19 protein-coding genes are annotated in these 21,837 nt (G+C 69.6%); 6 read left to right on the forward strand and 13 right to left on the reverse strand.

What is annotated here, in order from left to right:
* Positions 1-130: 130 nt before the first annotated feature.
* Together AC3WQR_RS26880 and AC3WQR_RS26885 are read left to right on the forward strand one after the other, a co-directional pair.
* Positions 131-2,383 (forward strand): phosphocholine-specific phospholipase C, encoded by a 2,253-nt coding sequence (locus tag AC3WQR_RS26880; RefSeq protein WP_492744834.1) that lies wholly within the window; start codon positions 131-133, stop codon positions 2,381-2,383.
* A gap of 5 nt (positions 2,384-2,388) precedes the next feature.
* On the forward strand, positions 2,389-3,807 hold the full coding sequence (locus AC3WQR_RS26885) for a YadA family autotransporter adhesin (protein WP_492744836.1): 1,419 nt from the start codon (positions 2,389-2,391) through the stop codon (positions 3,805-3,807).
* Positions 3,808-4,076: 269 nt separating this feature from the next.
* Here the strand turns inward: AC3WQR_RS26885 and AC3WQR_RS26890 are convergent, their stop codons facing one another.
* The 7 genes from AC3WQR_RS26890 to AC3WQR_RS26920 all read right to left on the reverse strand — a co-directional run bounded on the left by AC3WQR_RS26890 (position 4,077) and on the right by AC3WQR_RS26920 (position 12,476).
* Positions 4,077-6,356 carry a glycoside hydrolase family 3 N-terminal domain-containing protein gene (locus tag AC3WQR_RS26890; RefSeq protein ID WP_492744838.1) on the reverse strand — a complete coding sequence of 760 codons (2,280 nt, stop codon included), beginning with the start codon at positions 6,354-6,356 and terminating at the stop codon, positions 4,077-4,079.
* A gap of 100 nt (positions 6,357-6,456) precedes the next feature.
* A complete protein-coding gene (gene tcuB / locus AC3WQR_RS26895; protein WP_492744840.1) occupies positions 6,457-7,695 on the reverse strand; it encodes a tricarballylate utilization 4Fe-4S protein TcuB in 1,239 nt (412 codons plus the stop codon).
* Positions 7,679-9,106 (reverse strand): FAD-dependent tricarballylate dehydrogenase TcuA, encoded by a 1,428-nt coding sequence (gene tcuA, locus AC3WQR_RS26900; RefSeq protein WP_492744842.1) that lies wholly within the window; start codon positions 9,104-9,106, stop codon positions 7,679-7,681. The genes tcuB and tcuA overlap by 17 nt, the downstream gene beginning before the upstream one ends.
* 77 nt (positions 9,107-9,183) lie before the next feature.
* Positions 9,184-10,110 (reverse strand): LysR family transcriptional regulator, encoded by a 927-nt coding sequence (locus AC3WQR_RS26905; protein WP_492744844.1) that lies wholly within the window; start codon positions 10,108-10,110, stop codon positions 9,184-9,186.
* Positions 10,111-10,117: 7 nt separating this feature from the next.
* Positions 10,118-10,996: a bile acid:sodium symporter family protein gene (locus AC3WQR_RS26910; protein ID WP_070060368.1), complete on the reverse strand. Its 879-nt coding sequence runs from the start codon at positions 10,994-10,996 to the stop codon at positions 10,118-10,120.
* A 100-nt stretch (positions 10,997-11,096) separates the two neighbouring features.
* On the reverse strand, positions 11,097-11,864 hold the full coding sequence (locus AC3WQR_RS26915) for a class II aldolase/adducin family protein (RefSeq protein ID WP_070060369.1): 768 nt from the start codon (positions 11,862-11,864) through the stop codon (positions 11,097-11,099).
* 21 nt (positions 11,865-11,885) lie between these two features.
* Positions 11,886-12,476: an HD domain-containing protein gene (locus AC3WQR_RS26920; RefSeq protein ID WP_369647291.1), complete on the reverse strand. Its 591-nt coding sequence runs from the start codon at positions 12,474-12,476 to the stop codon at positions 11,886-11,888.
* 122 nt (positions 12,477-12,598) lie between these two features.
* Between AC3WQR_RS26920 and AC3WQR_RS26925 the strand changes: the two genes are divergently transcribed.
* Together AC3WQR_RS26925 and AC3WQR_RS26930 are read left to right on the forward strand one after the other, a co-directional pair.
* Positions 12,599-13,321, forward strand: coding sequence for a Crp/Fnr family transcriptional regulator (locus tag AC3WQR_RS26925; protein WP_492744847.1), 723 nt, complete (start codon positions 12,599-12,601; stop codon positions 13,319-13,321).
* Between the two features lie 102 nt (positions 13,322-13,423).
* Positions 13,424-14,116 carry an alpha/beta hydrolase gene (locus AC3WQR_RS26930; protein WP_390344394.1) on the forward strand — a complete coding sequence of 231 codons (693 nt, stop codon included), beginning with the start codon at positions 13,424-13,426 and terminating at the stop codon, positions 14,114-14,116.
* Positions 14,117-14,122: 6 nt separating this feature from the next.
* On the opposite strand, the gene AC3WQR_RS26935 is transcribed toward AC3WQR_RS26930, so the two are convergent.
* Together AC3WQR_RS26935 and AC3WQR_RS26940 are read right to left on the reverse strand one after the other, a co-directional pair.
* Complete coding sequence (locus AC3WQR_RS26935; protein ID WP_492744849.1) at positions 14,123-15,646, reverse strand: MFS transporter; 1,524 nt, start codon at positions 15,644-15,646, stop codon at positions 14,123-14,125.
* Positions 15,643-16,218, reverse strand: a complete 576-nt coding sequence (locus AC3WQR_RS26940; RefSeq protein WP_492744851.1) for a GNAT family N-acetyltransferase — start codon at positions 16,216-16,218, stop codon at positions 15,643-15,645. Before AC3WQR_RS26940 ends, AC3WQR_RS26935 begins: the two co-directional genes overlap by 4 nt.
* A 75-nt stretch (positions 16,219-16,293) precedes the next feature.
* Here AC3WQR_RS26940 and AC3WQR_RS26945 point away from each other — a divergent pair, with 75 nt between their 5' ends.
* Positions 16,294-17,172 carry a LysR family transcriptional regulator gene (locus AC3WQR_RS26945; protein WP_070060373.1) on the forward strand — a complete coding sequence of 293 codons (879 nt, stop codon included), beginning with the start codon at positions 16,294-16,296 and terminating at the stop codon, positions 17,170-17,172.
* A gap of 6 nt (positions 17,173-17,178) precedes the next feature.
* Here AC3WQR_RS26945 and AC3WQR_RS26950 read toward each other — a convergent pair whose 3' ends face one another.
* Entirely contained in the window at positions 17,179-18,348 is a 1,170-nt protein-coding gene (locus AC3WQR_RS26950) for an ABC transporter substrate-binding protein (RefSeq protein WP_492744853.1), read from the reverse strand.
* 144 nt (positions 18,349-18,492) lie between these two features.
* Between AC3WQR_RS26950 and AC3WQR_RS26955 the strand changes: the two genes are divergently transcribed.
* Positions 18,493-18,996 carry an energy transducer TonB gene (locus AC3WQR_RS26955; protein WP_492744855.1) on the forward strand — a complete coding sequence of 168 codons (504 nt, stop codon included), beginning with the start codon at positions 18,493-18,495 and terminating at the stop codon, positions 18,994-18,996.
* A 21-nt stretch (positions 18,997-19,017) separates the two neighbouring features.
* Here the strand turns inward: AC3WQR_RS26955 and trmB are convergent, their stop codons facing one another.
* Genes trmB through AC3WQR_RS26970 form a run of 3 tightly spaced genes read right to left on the reverse strand, consistent with a single transcriptional unit; the run spans position 19,018 to position 21,791 of the window.
* Complete coding sequence (gene trmB / locus AC3WQR_RS26960; RefSeq protein WP_487847138.1) at positions 19,018-19,791, reverse strand: tRNA (guanosine(46)-N7)-methyltransferase TrmB; 774 nt, start codon at positions 19,789-19,791, stop codon at positions 19,018-19,020.
* Positions 19,788-20,693, reverse strand: coding sequence for a tRNA glutamyl-Q(34) synthetase GluQRS (gene gluQRS / locus AC3WQR_RS26965; protein ID WP_492744857.1), 906 nt, complete (start codon positions 20,691-20,693; stop codon positions 19,788-19,790). The genes trmB and gluQRS overlap by 4 nt, the downstream gene beginning before the upstream one ends.
* 15 nt (positions 20,694-20,708) lie before the next feature.
* Positions 20,709-21,791: an NAD(P)/FAD-dependent oxidoreductase gene (locus AC3WQR_RS26970; RefSeq protein WP_070060377.1), complete on the reverse strand. Its 1,083-nt coding sequence runs from the start codon at positions 21,789-21,791 to the stop codon at positions 20,709-20,711.
* Positions 21,792-21,837 lie beyond the last annotated feature (46 nt).

The following is a 21,837-nucleotide window of genomic DNA, read 5'->3' on the forward strand; positions in this document are numbered from 1 at the left end:
GCCCCCGACCACCACGCCGGAGCCCCCCGGCCCGACGCCGGCGCTGAAGTGCGCGCCCTGAGCCGCGCGCCGCCTTCATCCACACGCCTTCCATTTCTTCTGTTTTTGTCCTCGCGTTGAAAGACACCCCATGAACCCCTCCAACCGTCGCGATTTCTTCCGCAAGTCGGCCGGCGCCGTCGGCGCGGCCTCGGCCCTGACCCTGCTGCCGCCCACGATCCGCAAGGCGCTCGCCGTCGAGGCCGCGGTCGACACCGGCACCATCAAGGACATCAAGCACGTCGTGATCCTGATGCAGGAGAACCGCAGCTTCGACCACTACTTCGGCACGCTGCGCGGCGTGCGCGGTTTCGGCGACCGCTTTCCGATTCCGCTGGCCAACGGCAAGTCGGTGTACTTCCAGTCGAATCCCGCCGGCGGCGCGGAGATTCCGCCGTTCCGCCGCGACTCGACGATTGCCAATGCGCTGATCGGCTCGGGCACGCCGCACAACTTTCCCGACCAGCAAGCCGCATGGAACCAGGGAAAGATGGACCGCTGGATCCAGTTCAAGAACCAGGCCACGATGGGCTACTACCTGCGCGAAGACATCCCGTTCCAGTTCGCGCTGGCCGATGCCTTCACGGTGTGCGACGGCTACCACTGCTCCATCCTCACCGGCACCGACCCCAACCGCATCGTGTTCTGGTCGGGCTCCAACTTCAACCCGGAGCTGCGTAAGAAGGGCATCAACAGCACCGACACCGACTCCGAACCCGTGAACTCGCGCTGCTGGCCCAAGCCGTCCAACTGGGTGGCGAACCGCCCGCAGGAGGCCGACGGCTCCGGCCAGAAAGACCCGATCACGGGCGACTACAACTACAAGTACGTCAACAACGCCTTCAAGTGGGACACGCTGCCCGACGTGCTGCAGAAGAAGGGCGTCAGCTGGCACATCTACCAGAACATGAACAACAACTGGACGGGCGCCATGCACGGCTGCCTGGCCTTCGAGAGCTTCCGCACCGCGCAGCCGGGCTCGCCGATCTATGAGCACGGCCTCACGGGCGGCCCCGACACGGCCGACGGCGCCACCAACTTCCTGGCCCAGCTCAAGCAGGACGTGATGACGGGAAAATTGCCGGACGTCTCGTGGGTGCTGCCCACGCAAGCGCTGGCCGAGCACCCCGGCAGCAGCGAAGGCACGGCCGGCGCGGCCGACTTCATCGCCGACGTGCTGGACGCGCTCACGTCCAACCCGGCCGTTTGGAGCAAGACCGCGCTGTTCGTGACCTTCGACGAGAACGACGGTTTCTTCGACCACCTGGCCATGCCGGCCGTGCCCTCGTACGACGCCAACGGCACGCTCATGGGCAAGTCGACCGTGCCGCTGGAGGGCGAGTACTTCGACGCCTCGGTGGGCAGCTACCTGGCCGCGGCCGACAACACGACCACCGGCAAGATCCGCCCCTGGGGCCTGAGCTCGCGCGTGCCGATGTACGTGGTGTCGCCGTGGAGCAAGGGCGGCTGGGTCAACTCGCAGGTGTTCGACCACACCTCGGTGGGCCGCTTCCTCGAGAAGCGCTTCGACATCACGGTGGACGCGATCAGCCCGTGGCACCGCGCCGTGTGCGGCGACCTCACGACCTGCTTCGACTTCGTGAGCCCGAACGATTCGGTCGTTCCCAAGCTGCCCGACACGAGCAACTTCCCCGCGATCAATGCGGCGCAGCGGCTGCTGCCCACGGCTCCCGTGAGAAACGCCCCCGCCACGCCGCAGCCGCTGTACCAGGAGACCGGCACGCGCTTCTCGCGCGCGCTGCCTTACGAGCTGCACACCAGCGCGCGCGTCGAGCCGCGCGGCCTCGTGCAGCTGGTGTTCGCAAACTCCGGCACGCAGGGCGCCGTGTTCCATGTGTACGACAAGCTGCACCTGGACCGCATCCCGCGCCGCTACACCGTCGAGGCCGGCAAGCAGCTGGCCGACTACTGGAACACCGGCGCCAGCGACAGCGGCAAGTACGACCTGTGGGTCTACAGCACCAACGGCTACGTGCGCAGCTTCCAGGGCGACGCACTGGCCTTCGACACCGCCGGCTTCAAGCCCGAGGTGCAGGTCTGCTACGAGCCGGTCGACGGGCAGGTCTACCTGAAGGTGCACAACACGGGCAAGGCGGCGGGCAAGGTCACGGTGACGGCCAACGCGTACCGCAACGACGGCCCCTGGACGCTCGAGGTCGCGCCGGGCGCCACCGGCATGCTGCACTGGAGCCTGGACAAGAGCGGCCATTGGTACGACTTCACCGTCACGGCAGAGCATTTCGAGCGCCGCTTCGCGGGCCGCGTCGAGACCGGCAAGCCCGGCGTGAGCGATCCGGCCATGGCCCTGCACCTGAAGGCCTGATCGTCATGAAGTTCAAGAACAGAACGCGCAGCAAGACCCTGCTCGGGCTGGCCGTGGCCCTCGGCTCGGCGGCCGGCATGGGCATCGCCTCGGCCCAGCCGATCACCTGGGACCCGGCCAAGGGCAACCTGGGCATCGGCGACAAGGCCGGCACGACCGGTGTCACGGGCAGCAACGACCTGGCCTTCGGCAAGGGCGCGGGCAACAACGTCAGCACCAACTGGAACCTGGCCATCGGCGAGGGTGCCGGCACCGGCGTGTCGGGCAAGAACGCCAACCAGGCCATCGGCTACTACGCGGGCACCAACGTGGTCGGCGGCTGGAACCAGTCGATGGGCCGCAGCGCGGGCCAGAACGTGACCGGCGACTACAACAACGCCGTCGGCTTCTGGGCCGGCACCGACGTGAAGGGCAACGGCAACGAGGCCTACGGCAGCAACGCCGGGCGCAACGTGACCGGCAACGCCAACCAGGCCTACGGCGGCGACGCGGGCCGCAACGTGACCGGCAGCAACAACCTGGCCACGGGGCAGGGCGCGGGCAGCGGCGTCACCGGCTCGGGCAACCAGGCCTCGGGCCAGATGGCCGGCGCGCAGGTGGCGGGCAGCAACAACGTGGCCATGGGCCAGGCCGCGGGCGGCGGCGTGCAGGGCAACCAGAACCTGGCGCTCGGCACGGCGGCCGGCCAGGGCGTGGTGGGCAGCCACAACATCGCGCAGGGCAGCGGCGCGGGCCAGAACGTGATGGGCAGCGGCAACATCGCGATCGGTGCCGACGCCGGCGTGTACGTCAACGCGAACCAGGCGATCTCGCTGGGCAGCGCCGCGCGCGCGAGCGCCGACAACGCCATTGCCCTCGGAAGCAACGCATCGGCTTCTCACGCCAACAGCGTGGCGCTCGGCGCGGGCAGCACGACCACGCGCGGCGCGCAGTCGAACTACGTGGCCGTGGGCATGAGCGTGCTGCAGTCGTCGACCGGCGAAGTGGCGCTCGGCAATCGCCAGCTCACCGGCGTGGCGCCCGGCAGCGCGCCCGACGACGCGACCAACGTGGGCCAGGTGCAAGGCATGGTGCAGCAGGGCGTGAGCGCGGCCAACGCGTACACCGACACCGTCGCCGCGCAGGGCCTGCCGCTGGGCAAGGCCTACACCGACTTCACTGCTGCGCGACTGCAAAGCCAGATGGACGAGAACGCGCGGCGTGCCTATGCCGGTATTGCAGGTGTCGCCGCGATGGAAGCTGCGCCTGTCGTGCCGGGGAAGATCAGCTACGCCGTGGGGCTGGGCAACTTCCGCAGCGAAAGCGCGATGGGTGGATCGATCCGTCGCACCTCGCAGGATGGGCGCTACAGCGTGACGCTTGGGGTGGGTGCGAGCAGTTCGGGCGTGGTGAGCCGAGTGGCGTTCACAGGGGTGTTCGACTGAGCTTGTTCAGGGCGACGATCCCGCCGACGGGGTACCTTGCTCCGCGAATGTCCCCCGCCCTTCGGGCTCCTCCTTGATTTCGCTGCGCAAGGCACCCCATCGACGTGATCGTCATCAGTGCGGTCGTTGATTGGCCAGCACACCACCGCCGCTTCCCGTGCGCAGGACACTGGGCGCTTCCCGCAGCGAAATCAAGGAGGAGGGCGAAGCCCGGGGGACATTCGCGGAGGGAAGTACCCGGTGGCCTGTGCACGTGCCCTGAAAAAAACTCACTCCCGCGTCAACACGAAGCGCTTCTGAATCCCGCCAGCCGCAGAAGGCGCGACCCACAAGTCGAACTCGCCCGGCTCGATCACAGGCTTCATGTCCCGCCCCAGAAACTGCAGGTCGTCATTGCCGACAGCGAACTCGACCACCTCCGACGCCCCCGGCGCAATCCGCACCTTTCGGAAATTCTTCAGCTCGCGCACCGGCCGCGTCACGCTCGCGGCGCGCTGCGCCAGATACAGCTGCACCACTTCTTCCGCCTCGCGCGTCCCCGTGTTGGTGACGGTCGCGCGCACGCGCAAGGTCTTGCCCATGGCGAGGCGGTCCGTGCTCAGCTCGACCTGGTCATAGCGCACCGGCGCATAGCCGATGCCGAAACCGAACGGGTACAACGCCTCGTTCGTCGCGTCCAGGTAGCGGGTCTTGAAGGCCGTGCCCGGCGCGCTTTCGGGCGAGGGGCGGCCGGTGCGCTTGTGGGCGTAGTAGTAGGGCACCTGGCCAGCAGTCTGCGGAAAGCTCACGGGCAGGCGGCCCGAGGGGTTGGCGTCGCCGAACACCACGTCGGCGATCGCGTGGCCGGTCTGCACGCCGAGGAACCACGTCACGAGGATCGCGCGCGCATCGCGCACGGCCCCCTTGAGCGCCATCGCGCGGCCGTTGCTCAGCAGCACGACCACCGGCTTGCCCGTGGCGGCCACGGCTTCGGCCAGGTCCTGCTGGGCCTGCGGCAGGCCGATGTCGCTGCGCGAGCGCGACTCGCCCGACATCTTCTGGCTCTCGCCGATGGCCAGCACCACCACGTCGGCCTCGCGCGCGGCGGCCACGGCGGCCTCGATGCCGCCGGGCAGCGGCGATTCGACGTTCGCACCGCGCGTGACGGTCAATCGCGAGGCCTCGGTGCCCAGCGCAGCGTGCAGGCCTTCATCGATACCCACGGGCGCAGACTGGCCCGGGAACAGGCTCCAGGAGCCCATCAGGTCCTTCGTGCCCTCGGCGAAGGGGCCGATCAGCGCGATCTTCTGCGGGCCGGTTTTCGCGAGCGGCAGCAGCTGGCCTTCGTTCTTCAGCATCACGATGGAGCGGCGCGCGCTCTCGCGGGCCAGTGTGATGAACTCGGGGTTCTCCACGCGCTGCGCGGCCGGCGGGCCGTCGAGGCCGCGCATCGGGTCGTCGAAGAGGCCGAGCTTGAGCTTGACCCGCAGCACGCGCCGCACGGCCTCGTCGAGCCGCGCCATCGGCACCTCGCCCGAGGCCACGAGGTCGGGCAGGTGGCGGATGTACAGGCCGCTTTGCATGCTCACGTCGGTGCCGGCCATGAAGGCCAGCTTGGCGGCCTCGCGGCCGTTGGCGGCGTGGCCGTGCTCGATGAGCTCCTCGTCGGCCGTGTAGTCGGACACCACGAAGCCCTTGAACTTCCACTCGTCGCGCAGCACGCCGGTGAGCAGCGCGGGGTTGGCGGTCGAGGGCACGCCGCCGATCTCGTTGAAGGCGCTCATGACCGACAGCGCGCCCGCATCGAGCGCCGCGCGAAACGGCGGCAGGTAGACCTCGCGCAGCGTGCGCTCGGAGATTTCGCTCGTGTTGTAGTCGAGCCCGCCCTCGGCCGCGCCGTAGGCCGCGAAGTGCTTGGGCGTGGCCAGCATCGAGTCGGCGTTCGCGAGGCTGCTGCCCTGGAAGCCGCGCACGCGCGCCGCCGCGAACTGGCGCGCCAGGTACGGGTCTTCGCCCACGCCTTCGAGGCCGCGGCCCCAGCGCGCGTCGCGCGCGATGTCGACCATCGGCGCGAAGGTCCAGCGAAAGCCGTCGGCCGTGGCCTCGACCGCCGCCGCGCGCGCCGTGCGCTCGGCCAGCGCGGGCTCCCAGCTCGAGGCCTCGGCCAGCGGCATCGGAAAGATGGTGCGAAAGCCGTGGATCACATCGGCGCCGAAGATCAGCGGAATGCCCAGCCGCGATTCGCGCACCGCCACCTGCTGCAGCCGCCGCTTGCCTTCGAGGCCGGCGTTGTTGAACAGGCCCGTGAGGCGCCCGTTGCGCACGTCCTCCGTCTCCTGCTGCCCATTGCGCCAGCCGGCCTGCGGGTTGTTCGGGATGTTGATGTCGGCCGGGCCGTAGAGGCTGAGCTGGCCGGCCTTTTCCTGCGGCGTCATGCGCGCGATCAGCGATTCGATGCGGGCTTCGGCGGCGTCGGAGGGCTGGAGGTTTTTCGGAACGGACGCCGCGATGGCGGGGAGGGAGAGGGCGGACAGGACGAGGGCGAGAACGGCGGCTTTTCGAACATGCATGGCCGCCTATTCTGCAGACAACCCCCGCCAGCCCCGGCCAGCGGGTTTCCGCCCTGGGCGTAGGGCCTTGTCCGACCCCGGCCCCTTCAGGCCACGCCGGTCAGTCCGCGCCCAGTCGCAACCGGCTGGGCAGTCGCTTCTCGATCGCGAACTTCAGCAGCGCCGCGCAGCGGAAGATGCCGTGCGCGAACTTGCCGTAGGGCAGCGTGAGAAAGAGCGCCATCACCACGCCCAGGTGAACCGCCAGCAGCAGCGCCATGAAGCGCGTGTCGCGCCACGCGAGCAGGGCCAGGCCCGTGAGGCTCGTGAGCAACAGCAGCGCGATGAAGCCGCGGTCCATCGGCCGCTGCGCCACGTCGCCGTGCGCGGCGTGGCGCCGCAGGTTGACCCACAACAGGCCGACGGGGCCGATCACGAGGCCGATGCCGCCCGTGGTGCCCAGCAGCACCGGCAGGCTCGTGAGCGCGTAGGGCGCGTGCAGGCCGAGCAGGTAGTGGTACAGCGTTGCCACGCAGGTGGAGGCGAAGCACAGCATGAAGCCGTAGAAGGTGAAGTGATGGAAGCGCCGGCGCCAGAGCGTGAAGCGGTCGTCGGCGTTGTTGCAGCCTTCGCCATGGCCGCCATCGAGATACTTCAGGCGCAGCGCGTCGTGCGCGGCTTCGGCGCTCGCTGCGCGGCGCGCGCCCGGCAGGTCGGGGGCGTTACCGGGATCGTTCGCGGGCGAGACCTCGCGCCAGAAGCGGCGCGTGCCCATCGCCAGCGCGAACATCACGAACAGGAACACCGCGCCGAACACCAGCGCGAGGAAGTTGTGCGGAAAGATCGCGTAGAAGTTGCCCGCGAGCGGTTCGTGCAGGAGCGAACCCGACATCGCCACGGCCAGCACGAGGAACATCGCCAATCCACCCGCCAGCGCCAATGCGACGGTGAGCCCGGCCCGCTTGTAGAGCGCGCCCATCGCGGGCGGCCAGGCGTAGTCGTGGTAGGTCTGCAGGCGCACCTGCGCCATCGCCTGCGGCACGTTCACGGCGAACTCGTGCGGCGGCGCGTACTGGCAGGCATGCAGGCAGGCGCCGCAGTTGTGGCACAGGTTGGCGAGGTAGTGCGTGTCGGCCTTGCTGAATTCGAGCCGGCGCGTCATGGCGGGAAACACCGCGCAGAAACCTTCGCAGTAGCGGCAGGCGTTGCAGATCTGCAGGATGCGCGCGACCTCGCCCTCGGAAGCAGTCAGCGGCAGGGCGGGCTGGATCGGGATGACGCGCTGCGATGGCGACGGGTTGCTGCCGATGCCATCGGCGTCCGCACGGGCGCGTGCGACGAGGTCAGTGAGCTGCTGCAAGGGCGGTCTCCGGGGAATTCTTCGAAATGTTCTTGGCGGCCTTCGCTGCCTGAGTGCCGGCGATGCGCCCGAAGGCCGTGCCGATGCTCATGCCCACGCCGGCCGTGTAGCCCTGGCCCAGCACGTTGCCGGCCATCATTTCGCCGGCCACGAAGAGGTTGGGGCTGGGTCGGCCGCCGAAGCGCACGGCCGCGGTCTCGTCCACCTTCAAACCCAGGTACGTGAAGGTGATGCCGGGGCGCAGCGGATACGCATGGAAGGGCGCCGTGTCGATGGGGCGCGCCCAGTGCGTCTTGGCGGGCGCGAGGCCTTCGGTGTGGCAGTCGTCCAGCGCCGTGTGATCGAAGCGGCCGACGCGGCAGGCGGCGTTGTAGTCCTGCACGGTGCGCACGAAGGTGGCTTCGTCCAGGCCGATCTTCTGCGCGAGTTCGCCGAGCGTGTTGGCCTGCGTGCCGGGAAACACCGGCGGCATGAAGCGCCCGACCGCCTGCTGGTCGATGACCGACCAGGCGATCTGCCCCGGCTGCTGCGCCACGAGCCGGCCCCAGATCGCATAGCGCTTGGGCCAGAAGTCTTCGCCCTCGTCGTAGAAGCGCTGCGCCTCGCGGTTGACCACCACACCGAGCGACACGCAGTCGATGCGCGTGCAGATGCCGCCGTCGTACAGCGGCGCGCGCGCGTCGATGGCGACCATGTGGCCCTGCGACGGGTCGCCGATGCTGTCGGCGCCCGCGTCGATCATGTGCCTGAGCAGCACGCCCTGGTTGAAGCGCGTGCCGCGGATGAGGAAGTTGTCGGCCGGCCATTCGCCGCGTTCGTTGCGGCCCCACGCCTCGCGCAGCCATTCGCGGTTCGATTCGAAGCCGCCCGAGGCGAGCACGCAGCTCCTGGCCGCGATGCGCTCGCCGGCCTCGGTGCGCACGGCCACGAAGCGCTCGCCGTCGAGCTCGACCGAGGCCACGGGCGTGTCGTAGCGGATCTGCACGCCGAGCGCTTCGGCGCTGCGGTAGTAGGCGTTGACGAGCGCCTTGCCGCCGCCCATGAAGAAGGCGTTGGTGCGCGCCACATGCAGCGCACCCGACAGCGGCGGCTGGAAGCGCACGCCGTGGCGGTGCATCCAGTCGCGGCAATTCGACGAGGCGCGGATCACGAGGCGGGCGAGGTGCTCGTCGGTGAGACCGCCGGTCACCTTCAGCAGGTCTTGCCAGTACTCCTCTTCAGGGTAGGCCTCGACCAGCACGTCCTGCGGCGCGTCGTGCATGCAGCGCAGGTTGCGGGTGTGCTGCGAATTGCCGCCACGCCACTCCTTGGGCGAGGCTTCCAGCAGCAGCACCGAAGCGCCGGCTTCGCGCGCCATCAGCGCGGCGCACAGCGCGGCATTGCCGCCACCGACAACCAGTACGTCTATCACTCGTGGGTCTCCTTGGAATGCAGGAGACTTTAGGCAGCGCGGCCTTCACGCGAAAGACCGATCGAGGCAACAGGTGTTCAGCTTTCGAGAAGACTTGCACCCGCCCAGCGGCCTTCGCTGACCAGCGCGCGCGCCGTTTCGGCGACCACCACGCGTGCGGCCAGCGCGGCGGGCGAGAGCTCGTCGTCCGACAGGCTCACGAGCAGGTTGCGGCGCCCCACGTGCGCGTCCGAAATCTGCGTGAGCGCGAGGTCGTCGCGGTCGTGCCGCGCGGTGGCGGCGCCGGGCTGGATGGTGGCGCCGTGGCCGGCGCGCACCGCGTCCATCAGCAGCGCCAGGCCGTCGACCTCGGCCACGATGCGCGGCGCCACGCGCGCCCGTGCAAAGGCGGCCATCAGCGTGGCGCGCAGGCCGTGGCTGCCGCTGGGCAGGATCAGCGGCACCTCGGCCAGCTGCGACAGGCGCACCTTCTTGCCCGTGGGGCGCGGCGTGAGGGTGGGCGAGGCAATCACGAAGAGCTTTTCGGCCAGCAGCGGCGACACGCTCCAGCGCCGTGGCGTGTCGGTCTGGAACAGCACGGCCAGGTCGAGCTGGCGCGCGTGCAGCATGGTCGTGAGGTGGCCCGACAGCGCCTCGACCATGTGCAGCCGCACCTCGGGGTAGCGCGCCTGCATGGCCTGCATGAGCGGCACGCCCAACACGGTGGCGGTGGTGGGCGCCAGGCCCACGCTCACATGGCCCGACAGCCGCGCCTGCTGCGCCGCGCGCACGGCGTCGTCGGCGTGGCGCAAGGTGAGCTGCGCCTGGTGCAGGAAGGCCAGGCCGGCATCGGTGGGCATGACGCCGGTCGAGTGGCGGCGCAGCAGCCGGGTCGAGAGTTCGCTTTCGAGCCGGCTGATCTGCTGGCTCAGCGCCGAGGTGACCACCCCCAGCTCCACGGCCGCGCGGCCCATGCTGCGCAGCTCGCAGACCTTGACGAAGTAGCGCAGTTGTCTCAGTTCCATCCGCGCATCATGGCGCAGGCACGGCAGCGGGCTGGCCGCGCCGAAGCAACAGCCATCCGAACAGTGGGGCGGTGATGTACATCACCACCGAGTAGATGGCGGCCGGCAGCGCGAGCGGAAAGCTCCCCAGCACGCTCACCGCGATGAAGATGGCCAGCGTGGAGTTGTGGATGCCGATCTCGTAGCTGATGGCGGTGGCCAGCGGTTTGTCGAGGCCGGCGGCGCGGCTCAGGTAGTAGCCGGCCAGCAGGCTCACGAGGTTGAACAGCAGCACTGGCACGCCGATCTCGGCGAAGGTGGTGGTGATGTTCTTCCACTCGTTGGCGATGGCCAGCACCGTGACCACCGCGAGCACCACGGCGCTGAAGATCTTGGTCGGCTTTTCCATGCGCGCCGCGAAGCCGGGCTTTCGCGACGCCACGACCATGCCGATGGCCACCGGCACCAGCACGATGGCGATCACCTCGACCAGCTTGCGCGTCTGCAGCGGCACCACCTGGCCGCTTTGCGCGAAATGGCCGATGGCCCAGTTGGCGATGAGCGGCAGCGTGACGATCGACAGCAGCGTGTTCACGGCCGTGAGCGAGATGTTCATTGCCACGTTGCCGCCGAACAGGTGCGAGAACAGGTTGGCCGAGATGCCGCCCGGCGAGGCCGCCAGCAGCATGAGCCCGATGGCGAACACCGGCGACAGGCCGAAGCCCACGATGATCGCGTAGCAGGCCAGCGGCAGGCCGATGACCTGCAGCACGAGCGCGATGGTCACGGCCTTCGGGTGCTTGAACAGGCGCCGGAAGTCCTCGAGCGAGAGCGACAGCCCCAGCCCGAACATCACGAGCGCGAGCGCGCCGAACAGGAACCGGGTCACGATGAGCGTGGTGTCCATGCGGTGGTGTCTCCTCTTGGGTTCTTCTGCGTAAAAAAATGGCTGCCGGCACCCGTCGCGCGGGCGCTGGCAGCCGTGGAAACCGGGATCGACGTCTGTCTTATTGTTTGTAGCTGTCGTCGATGCGGTCGAGTTTGCGGATCAGCGAAGGCCAGACGAACATGCCGCCCAGGCCGCCGCTTTGCACCTTCATGGCCTGGCCCACGCCGTCGATGATCCGCGGGTCCACGTGCGTGAGTTCACCGCCGCCGGCCTGCGCGGCGATCTGGATCTGGCAGGTGTTCTCGAAGGTGTACATCGAAAGGAAGGCGTCGGCAATGGTCTTGCCGCAGGTCAGCAGGCCGTGGTTGCGCAGCATGAGGAAGTTGGCATGGCCCATGTCGGCCTGCAGGCGCGGCTTCTCGTCGTCGCGGAAGGCCACGCCCTCGTAGTCGTGGTACGCCAGCGAGGCCAGCACGAAGGTCGACTGCTGGCTGATGGGCAGCACGCCGTTCTTCTGCGCGCTCACGGCGATGCCGGCGCGGGTGTGGGTGTGCAGCACGCACTGGATGTCTTCGCGCGCGGCATGCACGGCGCTGTGGATCACGAAGCCGGCCGGGTTCACGGGGTAGGGCGAGTCGATGATCTTGTTGCACTGCTGGTCGACCTTGACCAGGCTCGAGGCCGTGATCTCGTCGAACATCAGGCCGTAGGGGTTGATCAGGAAGTGGTGCTCGGGGCCGGGCACGCGCGCGCTGATGTGCGTGAAGACGAGGTCGCTCCAGCCGTACAGCGCCACCAGGCGGTAGCAGGCGGCGAGGTCGACGCGCAGCTGCCATTCTTCGGCGGAGACGAGCTTCTGGATTTCGGAGGCGGAGGTGGCGTTCATATGAGGTGTCCTTTGTCGTGATCAGGCGGCGGCGGGCTCTTGCAGCACCGTCTTGTAGACGCTCTGCTTGGGCTGCGCCATCAGGCGGCGCAGCATGGGCTCGAACTCGCTGATGGGCAGGGTCTCGGCCTTGGGGTCGAAGGCCGGGTTGTCGTAGAGCGCACAGAACTCGGCCGTGCGCTCGTAGTGCGGGTGGTCCTTGAAGCTGTCGCGCATGTCGCGGTCCAGCCCGATGTGGTGGAAGAAGTAGTGGCCCTGGAAGATGCCGTGGTTCTGCACCATCCAGTGGTTGGCCTCGCTCACGAAGGGCTTGAGGATGGCGGCGGCGATGTCGGGGTGGTTGAAGCTGCCCAGCGTGTCGCCGATGTCGTGCAGCAGCGCGCACACCACGTACTCCTCGTCGCGGCCGTCGCGCAGCGCGCGCGTGGCGGTCTGCAGCGAGTGCGTGTAGCGGTCGACCGGAAAGCCGCCGTAGTCGCCTTCGAGGATCTGCAGGTGCTTGATCACGCGTGCGGGCAGGCCGCCCGCGAACTGCATGAACTCGCCGCCGATCAGTTGCCAGTCTTCGCGCGTGCTGTCCTGCATGCGCTTGAAACTTGCCCGTGCGTTCATCGTGTGGGGTCTCCGTTCTTGGGGGATGGCGGCCACTGTAGACCTGCGCTTGACCTTCAACTGTCAAGAATTTGACAATGCGAGGTTCTGGTAAACCCGCCTCAGGCGCCTTTTTCCCCTCTATGGCCACCTCGACCAAGCCGCGCCTGTCGGCCGCGCACCGCGCCGCGCTCGACGGCAACCCCTGGTTCACCAGCATGCCGCGCGCGCAGCGCGACGCGCTGCTGGGCGCGGCCGAGCTGCTGCATGTGCGGCGCGGCACCATGGTGTTCCGCCAGGGCGACCCGATCCATGCAGCGGGCGGCGGCTTCTACGGGCTGGTGGCGGGCACGATCAAGATCTCGTCGCTGCGCCAGGACGGGCGCGAGGCCATCCTGGCGGTGCTGGAGCCGGGCAACTGGTTCGGCGAGATCACGCTCATCGACGGCTCGCCGCGCACGCACGACGCCACCGCGCTCGAAGCGCTCGACCTGCTGGTGGTGCCGCCCGAGGCCTTCGTGCGGCAGATGCGCGATGTGGTGTTTTCCAACGCCATCGCCGCCATGCTGGCCGCGCGCGTGCGCATGCTCTACGGCCTGGCCGAAGACGCGACCTTGCGCAGCCTGCGCGCGCGCGTGGCGCACCGGCTGCTGGTGCTGGCGCGCGGCGACGCCACGCAGTCGGTGCACCTGCGGCACGAGCTCATGCTGTCGCAGGAGGCGCTGGCCATGATGCTCGGCGTGACGCGCCAGACGCTGTCCAAGGAGCTCAACGCGCTGGCCACCGAGGGCGTGGTGTCGCTGGGCTACGGGCGCATCGACCTGCGCTCGCTCGACGCACTGCAGGGGCTGGTGCGCACCGGCTGAGGGTCTTGTCACAGCGAGGGCAGGGCGCAGGCGTATAAGACTTTCCCGGCCCGTCATTCCGGCGGCCCGGTGTCTTATTTCTTCACTGGAAGGTGGCGAATCATGAGCAACAACAAACCGACGGTCGTCCTGGTCCATGGTTTCTGGGGTGGTGCGGCGCACTGGCACAACGTCATCGTGGAGCTGCTGCGCAAGGGCCACACGGCCATCCGCGCGGTCGAGCTGCCGCTGACCTCGCTGGCCGACGACGCCGAGCGCACACGAAAAATGGTGGCGCAGGTGCAAGGGCCGGTGCTGCTGGTCGGGCACTCGTACGGCGGCGCGGTGATCACGCAGGCCGGCGACATGCCCAACGTGGTCGGGCTGGTCTACATCGCCGCCTTTGCGCCCGACGCGGGCGAAAGCCCCGGCGGCATCACGCAGGAACATCCGCCGGTGGCCGTGCCCAACCTCGCGCCCGACAGCGACGGCTATTTGTGGGTGATCCCCGAGAAGTACCACGAGAGCTTCTGCCAGGACCTGAGCGCCGAGGAAGGCCTGGTGATGGGCCTGACGCAGAAGGCGCCGCTGGCCAGCACCTTCGGCGACACCATCACGGCGCCGGCCTGGAAGAAGAAGCCGTCGTGGTACCAGATCTCGAGCGAGGACCGCATGATCTCGCCGGTGAACCAGGAGCGCATGTCGGCGCGCCTGGGCGCGAAGAAGGTCATCACGCTGGCGGCCAGCCACGCCTCGCTGGCCTCGCAGCCGCAGGCCGTGGCGGCGCTCATCGACGAAGCCGCGAGCGCCGCCTGAGGCAGGCTACGCGCAGCGCTCGGTGCGCTGCGCAGCTGTCGGGCGGGCCCGCCAGCCGAGGAACGCCACGGCGCAGGCCGCTGCGATGACGATCGCCACGGCGACGCCCATCACCGAGAAGAAGGCCTGGTCGAAGGCCGTGTGCGCGAGCGCCACGAGCTGCGAGGCGATGGGCGCGGGCAGCGTTTCTGCGGCCAGCAGCGCGGCATCGATGCTGTCGCCGGCCGAGGCCGGCACGGCCAGGCCGTCGGGAATCACCAGCGCGGCGGTGTAGCTCGCCGAGAGCACGCTGCCCAGCAGCGCGATGCCCAGTACGCCGCCGAGTTCGTACGACACCTCTTCGATCGACGCCGCCATGCCGGCGTGTTCGACGGGCGCGTTGTTCATGACCGCGTTGGACGCCGCCGTGATGGTCGCGCCCACGCCCAGCCCCAGCAGCACTAGGATCGCCGGCTTGAGCAGGCCCGCGGCATCGACCGCCAGTGCCAGCGCGCACAGCGCGAGCGCCGTGGTCACGAGGCCGCCCAGGATGACGGGGCGCGAGCCGACGCGTGCCAGCAGCAGGCCCGCGAGCGGCCCCGCCACGAAGGCGGCCAGCGGCAGCGGCAGCAGGGTGAGACCCGCCTGCAGCGGCGTGAGGCCGACCACGAGCTGCAGCCGCTGGCTGAACACCAGCTCGACACCGATCAGCGCCACCGAGGCCACGATGGCCGCGATCACGCCGCCCGAGAAGTAGGCGTTGCGGAACAGGCGGAAGTCGATCAGCGGTGCGCTGCTGCGTCGCTGGCGCCGCACGAAGAGGGCCATGGCCATCGCGGCGAGTGCGCCGGTGATGGCGGCCGTTGTGGCCGAGGGCGCGAACTTCGTGAGTTCCTTGATGGTCAGCACGAGGAAGACCAGCCCCGCCAGCACCTGCACCGAGCCGATGAAGTCCCACGGGCGCGTGCCGGTGTTCTTCTGCGTCGGCAGCAGCCACAGGGCCAGCACCAGCGCGAGCACCACCACGGGCACGTTGATGAGGAACACAGAACCCCACCAGAAGTACTCGAGCAGCACGCCGCCCACGACCGGCCCGAGCGCCGCACCGCCCGAGGCCACCGAGGCCCACACGCCGATGGCCACGGCGCGCTCGCGCTCGTCGGTGAACACCAGCCGCAGGATCGCCAGCGTGGCCGGCATCATCATCGACGCGCCCACGCCCAAGAGGGCCCGCGCGGCAATGAGGACGGCCGGGTTCGGCGCGTAGGCCGCGCACAGCGAGGCCACGCCGAACACGGAAAGACCCGCGACGAACATGCGCCGGTAGCCCACGCGGTCGCCCAGCGCGCCCATGCCCAGCAGGAAGCCGGAGACGACCACGGTGTACGCGTTGAGGATCCAGAGCTTCTCGGTGGCCGACGCGGCCAGGTCGTGCGTGAGCGTGGGCAGCGCCGTGTAGAGCACGGTCATGTCGACCACGATCAGCAGCAGCGCCATCGAGACGATGCCGAGCGTGATCCATTTCTTGGCGGTGGGGTTCAAGCCGTTCATGGCGTGGCCCTCCGGTCGTGCGGCTGTGCGGTGGTGCCGTCCAGTTCCTTGAGCATCGTCACGGACACCGTCGTGCAGCCGCGTGCGTGGAAGAAGTCGTGCGCGCGGGCGTTGCCGATACCGCTTTCGAGAAAGAGGCGCTGGATGCCGTGGCGCTGCAGTTCGGCGCAGACCCAGTCGAAGAGCCGACCGCCCAGGCCCAGGCCCTGGAAGCGCGCATCGACGACGAGGTCGTCGAGCGTCGCGAAGCTGCGGGCGGCGCGGCCGGTGTCGTCGATGGAGACCAGTGCGAAGCCGGCCAGGGCACCGTCGGCTCGTGCGACGGCCACGCGCGCGTGGGCGGTGGTCGGGTCGAGCGCGAGCGTTTCGCGCAGTTGGGTCTCGAAGGTGGCGGGCAGGTCGGCGCGCCATTCGCCGAGGGCCACGGCGCGCTGCTCCTGCAGTTCCGAGTGGGAGATGTAGAAGGGGGAAAGTTGCTGCAGGAACAGGGCGGTCAACGCCTGCGCCTGGGAAGGATCGCTGCACCAGCTCAGTTCGAACGCCGGTGTCGTCTTGTTGTTTGCATTCGTCATGGTGCCATGTTGCGCCATTAAAATGAATGAATAAAGATGAAATCAATCTGATAAATAGATGAGTAGGTGGCCGAAATGGAATGGACCGTCGACCAATTGCGCCAGTTCGTGACGACCGCCGAGTGCGGCTCGTTTTCGGCCGCGGCGCGCCACCTGGGCAAGGCCCAGTCGGCCGTGAGCACCGCCATCGGGCTGCTTGAAGTCGACCTCGGCGTGGCGCTGTTCGACCGCTCGCGCCGCAACGCGCAGCTGTCCGACGCGGGCCGGGTGTTGCTGCTGGAGGCGCGCGAGTTGCTGCGGCAGGCCGAGCAGCTCGACCAGCGCGCCCGCTCGCTGCACGAAGGCGACGAGGCCGCGCTGTCGCTGGCGCTGGACGAAGCCCTGCCGTACACCGCCATCGGCACGCTGATGCGCGAGCTGTCGGTGAAGTTTCCGAGCCTCGAACTCACGCTGCTCAACGGCACCGCGACCGAGGTGGCCGACTACGTCGAGCAGGAGCGCGCCAGCGTGGCTTTTCATTTCGACCGCGGCCCGGTGCGCGCCAGCTTCGACCAGCGCCACATCGGCAGCGTGCGCCAGGGCGTGTTCGTGGCCAGCGACCACCCGCTGGCCGACGGCCGCACGGTGCGGCGCCAGGACCTGGCGCGGCAACGCCAGTTGCTGATGCACGCGGACGACGTGCATGAGGTGGCCTACAGCCCGCGCGTGTGGCGCTCCGACAGCTTCTACAGCACGGCCGAGATGGTGGCCGACAACCTGGGCTGGGCCGTGCTGCCCATCAACATCGCGCGCTACGAGGGCTTCAGCAAGGCGCTGAAGGAAGTGCCGTGCCCGTCGCTGGCCTTGCCTCGGCTGTCGGTGCGCATGCTGTGGCTGCAGGGACGCCCGCTCGGCGCGACGGCGCTGTACGTGCAGCAGCGCTTCACCGAGCTGCTGCGCGACAGCGCCGTGTGAGGCGCGTCAGCGCAGAACCCTGCCGTCGGCCGAGATGCTGATGAGGTCGATGCTGCGCACGTTGTCGCGCAGGCCGGGGCGCAGGTTGATGCGGAAGCCGCCCACGTCGTAGTCGGTCATCGCCGTCATCGTGCGCTGCAGGGTGACGGTGTTGAAGCCGCGGCCCGCGCGGCGCACCGCCTCGCCCGCGGCCTTGGCGGCGATGAAGCCCTCGAGCCCTTCGTACGACGCGGTCTGGTCGGAGTTGTCGACCGCCGCGAGGTACTCCTTGACGATCGGAATGGCCGAGGGGCGCGGCGAGGGCACCACCTGCGAGATCACGATGCCGCCGATGTCCTTGCCCAGCTCGGCGTAGAGCGGGTCGATGCCGACGATCGAGAAGGCCATGAAGTTGCCCGTGTAGCCGCTCTTGCGCAGCTTGCGGATGGCGCTGGCCGTGGTGCCCGAGAGCGACACCAGCACGATGGCCTGGGGCGTCTGCTGCTGCACGGTCTTCAATGCGGCGTCGAGCTTGTCGGCGCCCGCGGGCACCAGCGCGCTGGCGACCAGCGGCGGCAGCTTGAGTTCGGTGACGGCCTGCTGCACGGCGGCCAGGCCGGCGCGGCCCATGGCGTCGTCGTCGCCCACCAGCGCAATGCGCTGTTGCCCCACGGTGGCGCACTGGCGCACGATCTTGAGGGCCTCGTCGATCATGCCGGGGCGCACATGGAACACGTTCGGATGCTCGGGGCCGCGCAGCGTGTCGGAGGCGGCGAAGGGCGCGAACAGCAGGCTGCCCTGCTGCGTGGCGACTTTGGCGCCGGCCTCGCTGCTGGCGGTGCCGACAAAGCCGAACAGCATGTCGGCCTTGTTCGCGCCCAGCAGGGTGCGGGCGTTGGTGGTGGCGCGTGCGGCGTCGTAGCCGTCGTCGAGCTGCAGTAGCTTCAGCTGCAGGCCGGTGGCGGCGTTGCGCGTGTTGAAGTCGCTCACGGCGAGCCGGCTGCCGGCCGCGAAGGCGTTGCCGATCTCGTTGGCGCTGCCGGTGAGCGGCACCGACTGGCCGAGCAGGACGACGCGGGCCCCGGCGGCGGCCGGGCGTGGCGTCTGTGCCAGCAAGGGACGGGTGATGCCGAGGCCGCTTCCCAGAAGCAGCATTGCGGAGGCTTTTCCCAGCCATGTCCTGCGAGACGCGTTCATTGGCTACCTTTTGCTAACAATAGTAAAAAAGTGTAGCAATTTCGAGGCCAGGGCGGAAGGCGCGGGTGCTCCAGAATTGCCCTGATGAACTTGAATACGTCCTGGGTTTTGGGAGGGGTGTGTGTGGCGCTCGCCGGGTGCGTCGTGTCGCCCCCATCGAAGGTGGTGGAAAAGGCGCTGCCCGCGCCGGAGGTCTTCGTGCCCGTGGCTGCGCCGCAGCCGCCGCAACCGATGATCGAGCCGCCGCCCCTGCCGCCGCCATCGACGATCGAGCCGCCACCGCTGCCACTGGCGGGGCCGCCGATGGCATTGCCGCCGGGGCCGACCCTCATGGCGGCGCCGCGCGCCGATCCGCGGGCCGCGGCGGACGCGGTCGTGACGGAGCCGGTGATCCGCCAGCGCCGCTATCCCAGCTACCCGTCCGCGCTGGTGGAAGAGGGCATCGAGGGCCTGGTGGTCACGGCCTTCTTCGTCGGCGTGGACGGCAAGCCCGAAGACATCCGCGTCGAACGCTCGCCGCACCCGCTGCTGTCGCAGGCGGCGACCGATTCGCTCAAGGGATGGCACTTCGACCCGGCGCGCACGGCGGACGGGCGTGCGGTGCGCGCCCGCATGCGGCTGCCGTTCCGCTTCAAGCTCGTCGAGTGAGCGGGGGACGGTGACGCGCGCTCAGGCGCGTTTTTCGAACACCAGGTCCCACACGCCGTGGCCCAGCTTGAGGCCGCGGTTCTCGAACTTGGTGAGCGGGCGGTACGCCGGCTTGGGCGCGTAGCCGGTGTCCGGCGCGGTGTTGTGCAGCAGTGGCTCGGCGCCCAGCACTTCGAGCATCTGCTCGGCGTAGGGCTGCCAGTCGGTGGCGCAGTGGATGTAGCCGCCGGGGCGCAGGTGCTGCGCCAGCTTGGTCACGAACTCGGGCTGGATCAGGCGGCGCTTGTTGTGGCGCTTCTTGTGCCACGGGTCGGGAAAGAACACATGCACGCCGGCCAATGTGCCGGGCTGCAGCATGTGGTCGATCACGTCGACCGCGTCGTGCGCGCAGATGCGGATGTTCGAGATCGACTGCTCGCCGATGCGCTTGAGCAGCGCGCCCACGCCGGGCTCGTGCACCTCGCAGCACAGGAAGTTGGTCTCGGGCAGTACCGTGGCGATGTGGGCCGTGGCCTCGCCCATGCCGAAGCCGATCTCCAGCACCGTCGGGCCCACGCGGCCGCCGAAGGCCGCCGTGAGGTCGAGCCGTTCGGGCGTGTAGGGCACGAGGAACAGCGGGCCCAGCTCGGCGAAGGCGCGGGCCTGGCCGTCGGTGGTGCGGCCGGCGCGCTTCACGAAGCTCTTGAGGCGGCGGTGCAGCGGGTGCGGCTTGCCGTCGGTGGCGTCGTCTTCGGGGGATGCGGGCAGGTCGTCGCCGGGCGGGAGGTCGTTGGACACGGTGTCGGGAATGTTCATGAGGGCCGCGAATTGTAGAGATCGCGCCATTCGGGCACCCAGCCGGCCAGGGCGGCGGTGCAGTGGCCGGCGGCCGTGGGGCGCAGGCCGAGGGCGCGCGCGGCGGTGTCGAGCGCGGCCAGCGCGGCCTGCGGCGTGGCGGTGTCGATGGCCGTGGCGCCGTTCTGCTTGGAGAGCTTGTCGCCGTCGGCGCCGCGCACCAGCGGCGTGTGCAGGTAGCTCGGCGTGGGCAGGCCGAGCGCCTGCTGCAGCAGGATCTGGCGCGCCGTGTTGTCGGCCAGGTCCTCGCCGCGCACCACGTCGGTCACGCCCTGTTCGGCGTCGTCGACCACCACGGCCAGCTGGTAGGCCCAGGGGCCGTCGGCGCGGCGCAGCACGAAGTCGCCGACCTCGCGTTGCACGTCCTGCTGCTGCGGGCCGAGGCGGCGGTCGTGCCAGTGCAGGTCGCCGGCCGGCATGCGGTGCGCGGCAAAGCGCCAGGCGCGCGCGGGCTTGCCATGCAGGCCGTCGCGGCAGGTGCCGGGGTAGACGCGCTCGCCGTGGCGTTCGTGCGCATGGCCGAGCCGGGCCAGGGCCAGGTCGATGTCCTTGCGCGAGCAGCCGCAGGGGTAGGTGAGGCCGCGCGCCTGCAGTGCGGCCAGCGCCGCCTCGTAGTGCGCGGTGCGCTGCGTCTGCCACTCGGGCGGTTCGTCGGGGCGCAGTGCGCAGTCGGCGAGCTGGCGCAGGATGTGCTCGCCCATGCCGGGCAGGCAGCGCTCGGTGTCGGCGTCCTCGATGCGGACCAGCCAGCGCGCACTGTCGCCGCGCGCACGCACGTCGAGCCAGCTCGCGAGCGCGGCCACCAGCGAGCCGGCGTGCAGCGGGCCGGTGGGCGAAGGGGCGAAGCGGCCGGTGGCCCGCATCCTTTCTTGAAGGACTTAGAGAACGGCCAGGGCCAGCGACAGGCCCGAAACGAAACCATCTTCCACGCGGTGGCCGATGCACCAGTCACCGGCGATGCCGATGCGGGCCTTGGCGTCCCACAGGTGGGTCTGGCCCACGGGCACCTGCGTCTGCGCCTCGGGCCAGCAGCGCGCCTTGGCGTGGCTGGGCGTGGCGTGGATGCCGGTGATTTCCGAGAAGGCGCGCAGCAGCTTGGCCTCGATGCGCGCAGGTGTGTCGCGCAGGTGTTCTTCCGACCATTTGGCGCTGGCCTGCAGGGTCCAGCGTTCGACGCGCTCGCGGCCGGGCTTGGACGATTCGCGCGCCAGCCACGCCACGCGGTGGTGGGTGCTGCGCGCCACGTTCCACTGCGGGCCGAGGTGCGACATGTTGGCCTGGTTGGCCTGGGGGAAGGCGATCATCAGCGTCCAGCAGGGCGCGATGCGCACGGGTTCGATCTTGCGGCTCAGCGTGGCCGAGCGGTCGCCGCCAGCCAGCAGCTCGCGGGTGCGTGCAGGCGGCACCGCCAGCAGCACGGCGTCGAAGCCGGAGTACACGTGCTGCGAATCGTCCGCGCCGGCGGTGCGCAGCTGCCAACGGGTGGCGTCGAGCGCGTCGGGCTCGATGCGGGTGACCTGGGTGCCGGTGACGAGGTGTTCGCCCAGCGGCGCGGCCCAGTGGGCCACAAGCGCGTCCATGCCGGGCTGGGCGACCCAGTGCGGCTCCAGCGAGGGCAGCGCCGCCTCGGCCACGCGGCCGTGGGCGTCGAGCACGCGCACGAGGTTGGCGCTCCAGGGGCGGCACAGCGCGGGCGTGGTGGCCAGCACCTGTGCAAAGCGCGGATCGCGCACGGTGAAGTACTGCGCGCCGCTGTCGAAGCGGCCGAAGGCGGTGTCGATGCTCGCCATCCGCCCGCCCGGCGTGGCCTCGCGTTCGAACACCGTGACACGGTGCCCGGCCTGCATCAGTGTGCGGGCACAGGCCACGCCGGCAATGCCGGCTCCGATCACGGCGAAGTGGCGGGCGGCGGCGGGAGTTCGGTGGCGGTCGGCGGTGGCGCGGGCTTTGGCTTTGGGCATGGCGGACTCTTTTCTTTTGACAGGGTGATGACTGAGGAGGCCGTGC

This window comes from Variovorax sp. FW305-3-2-15-B-LB1, assembly GCF_058787635.1.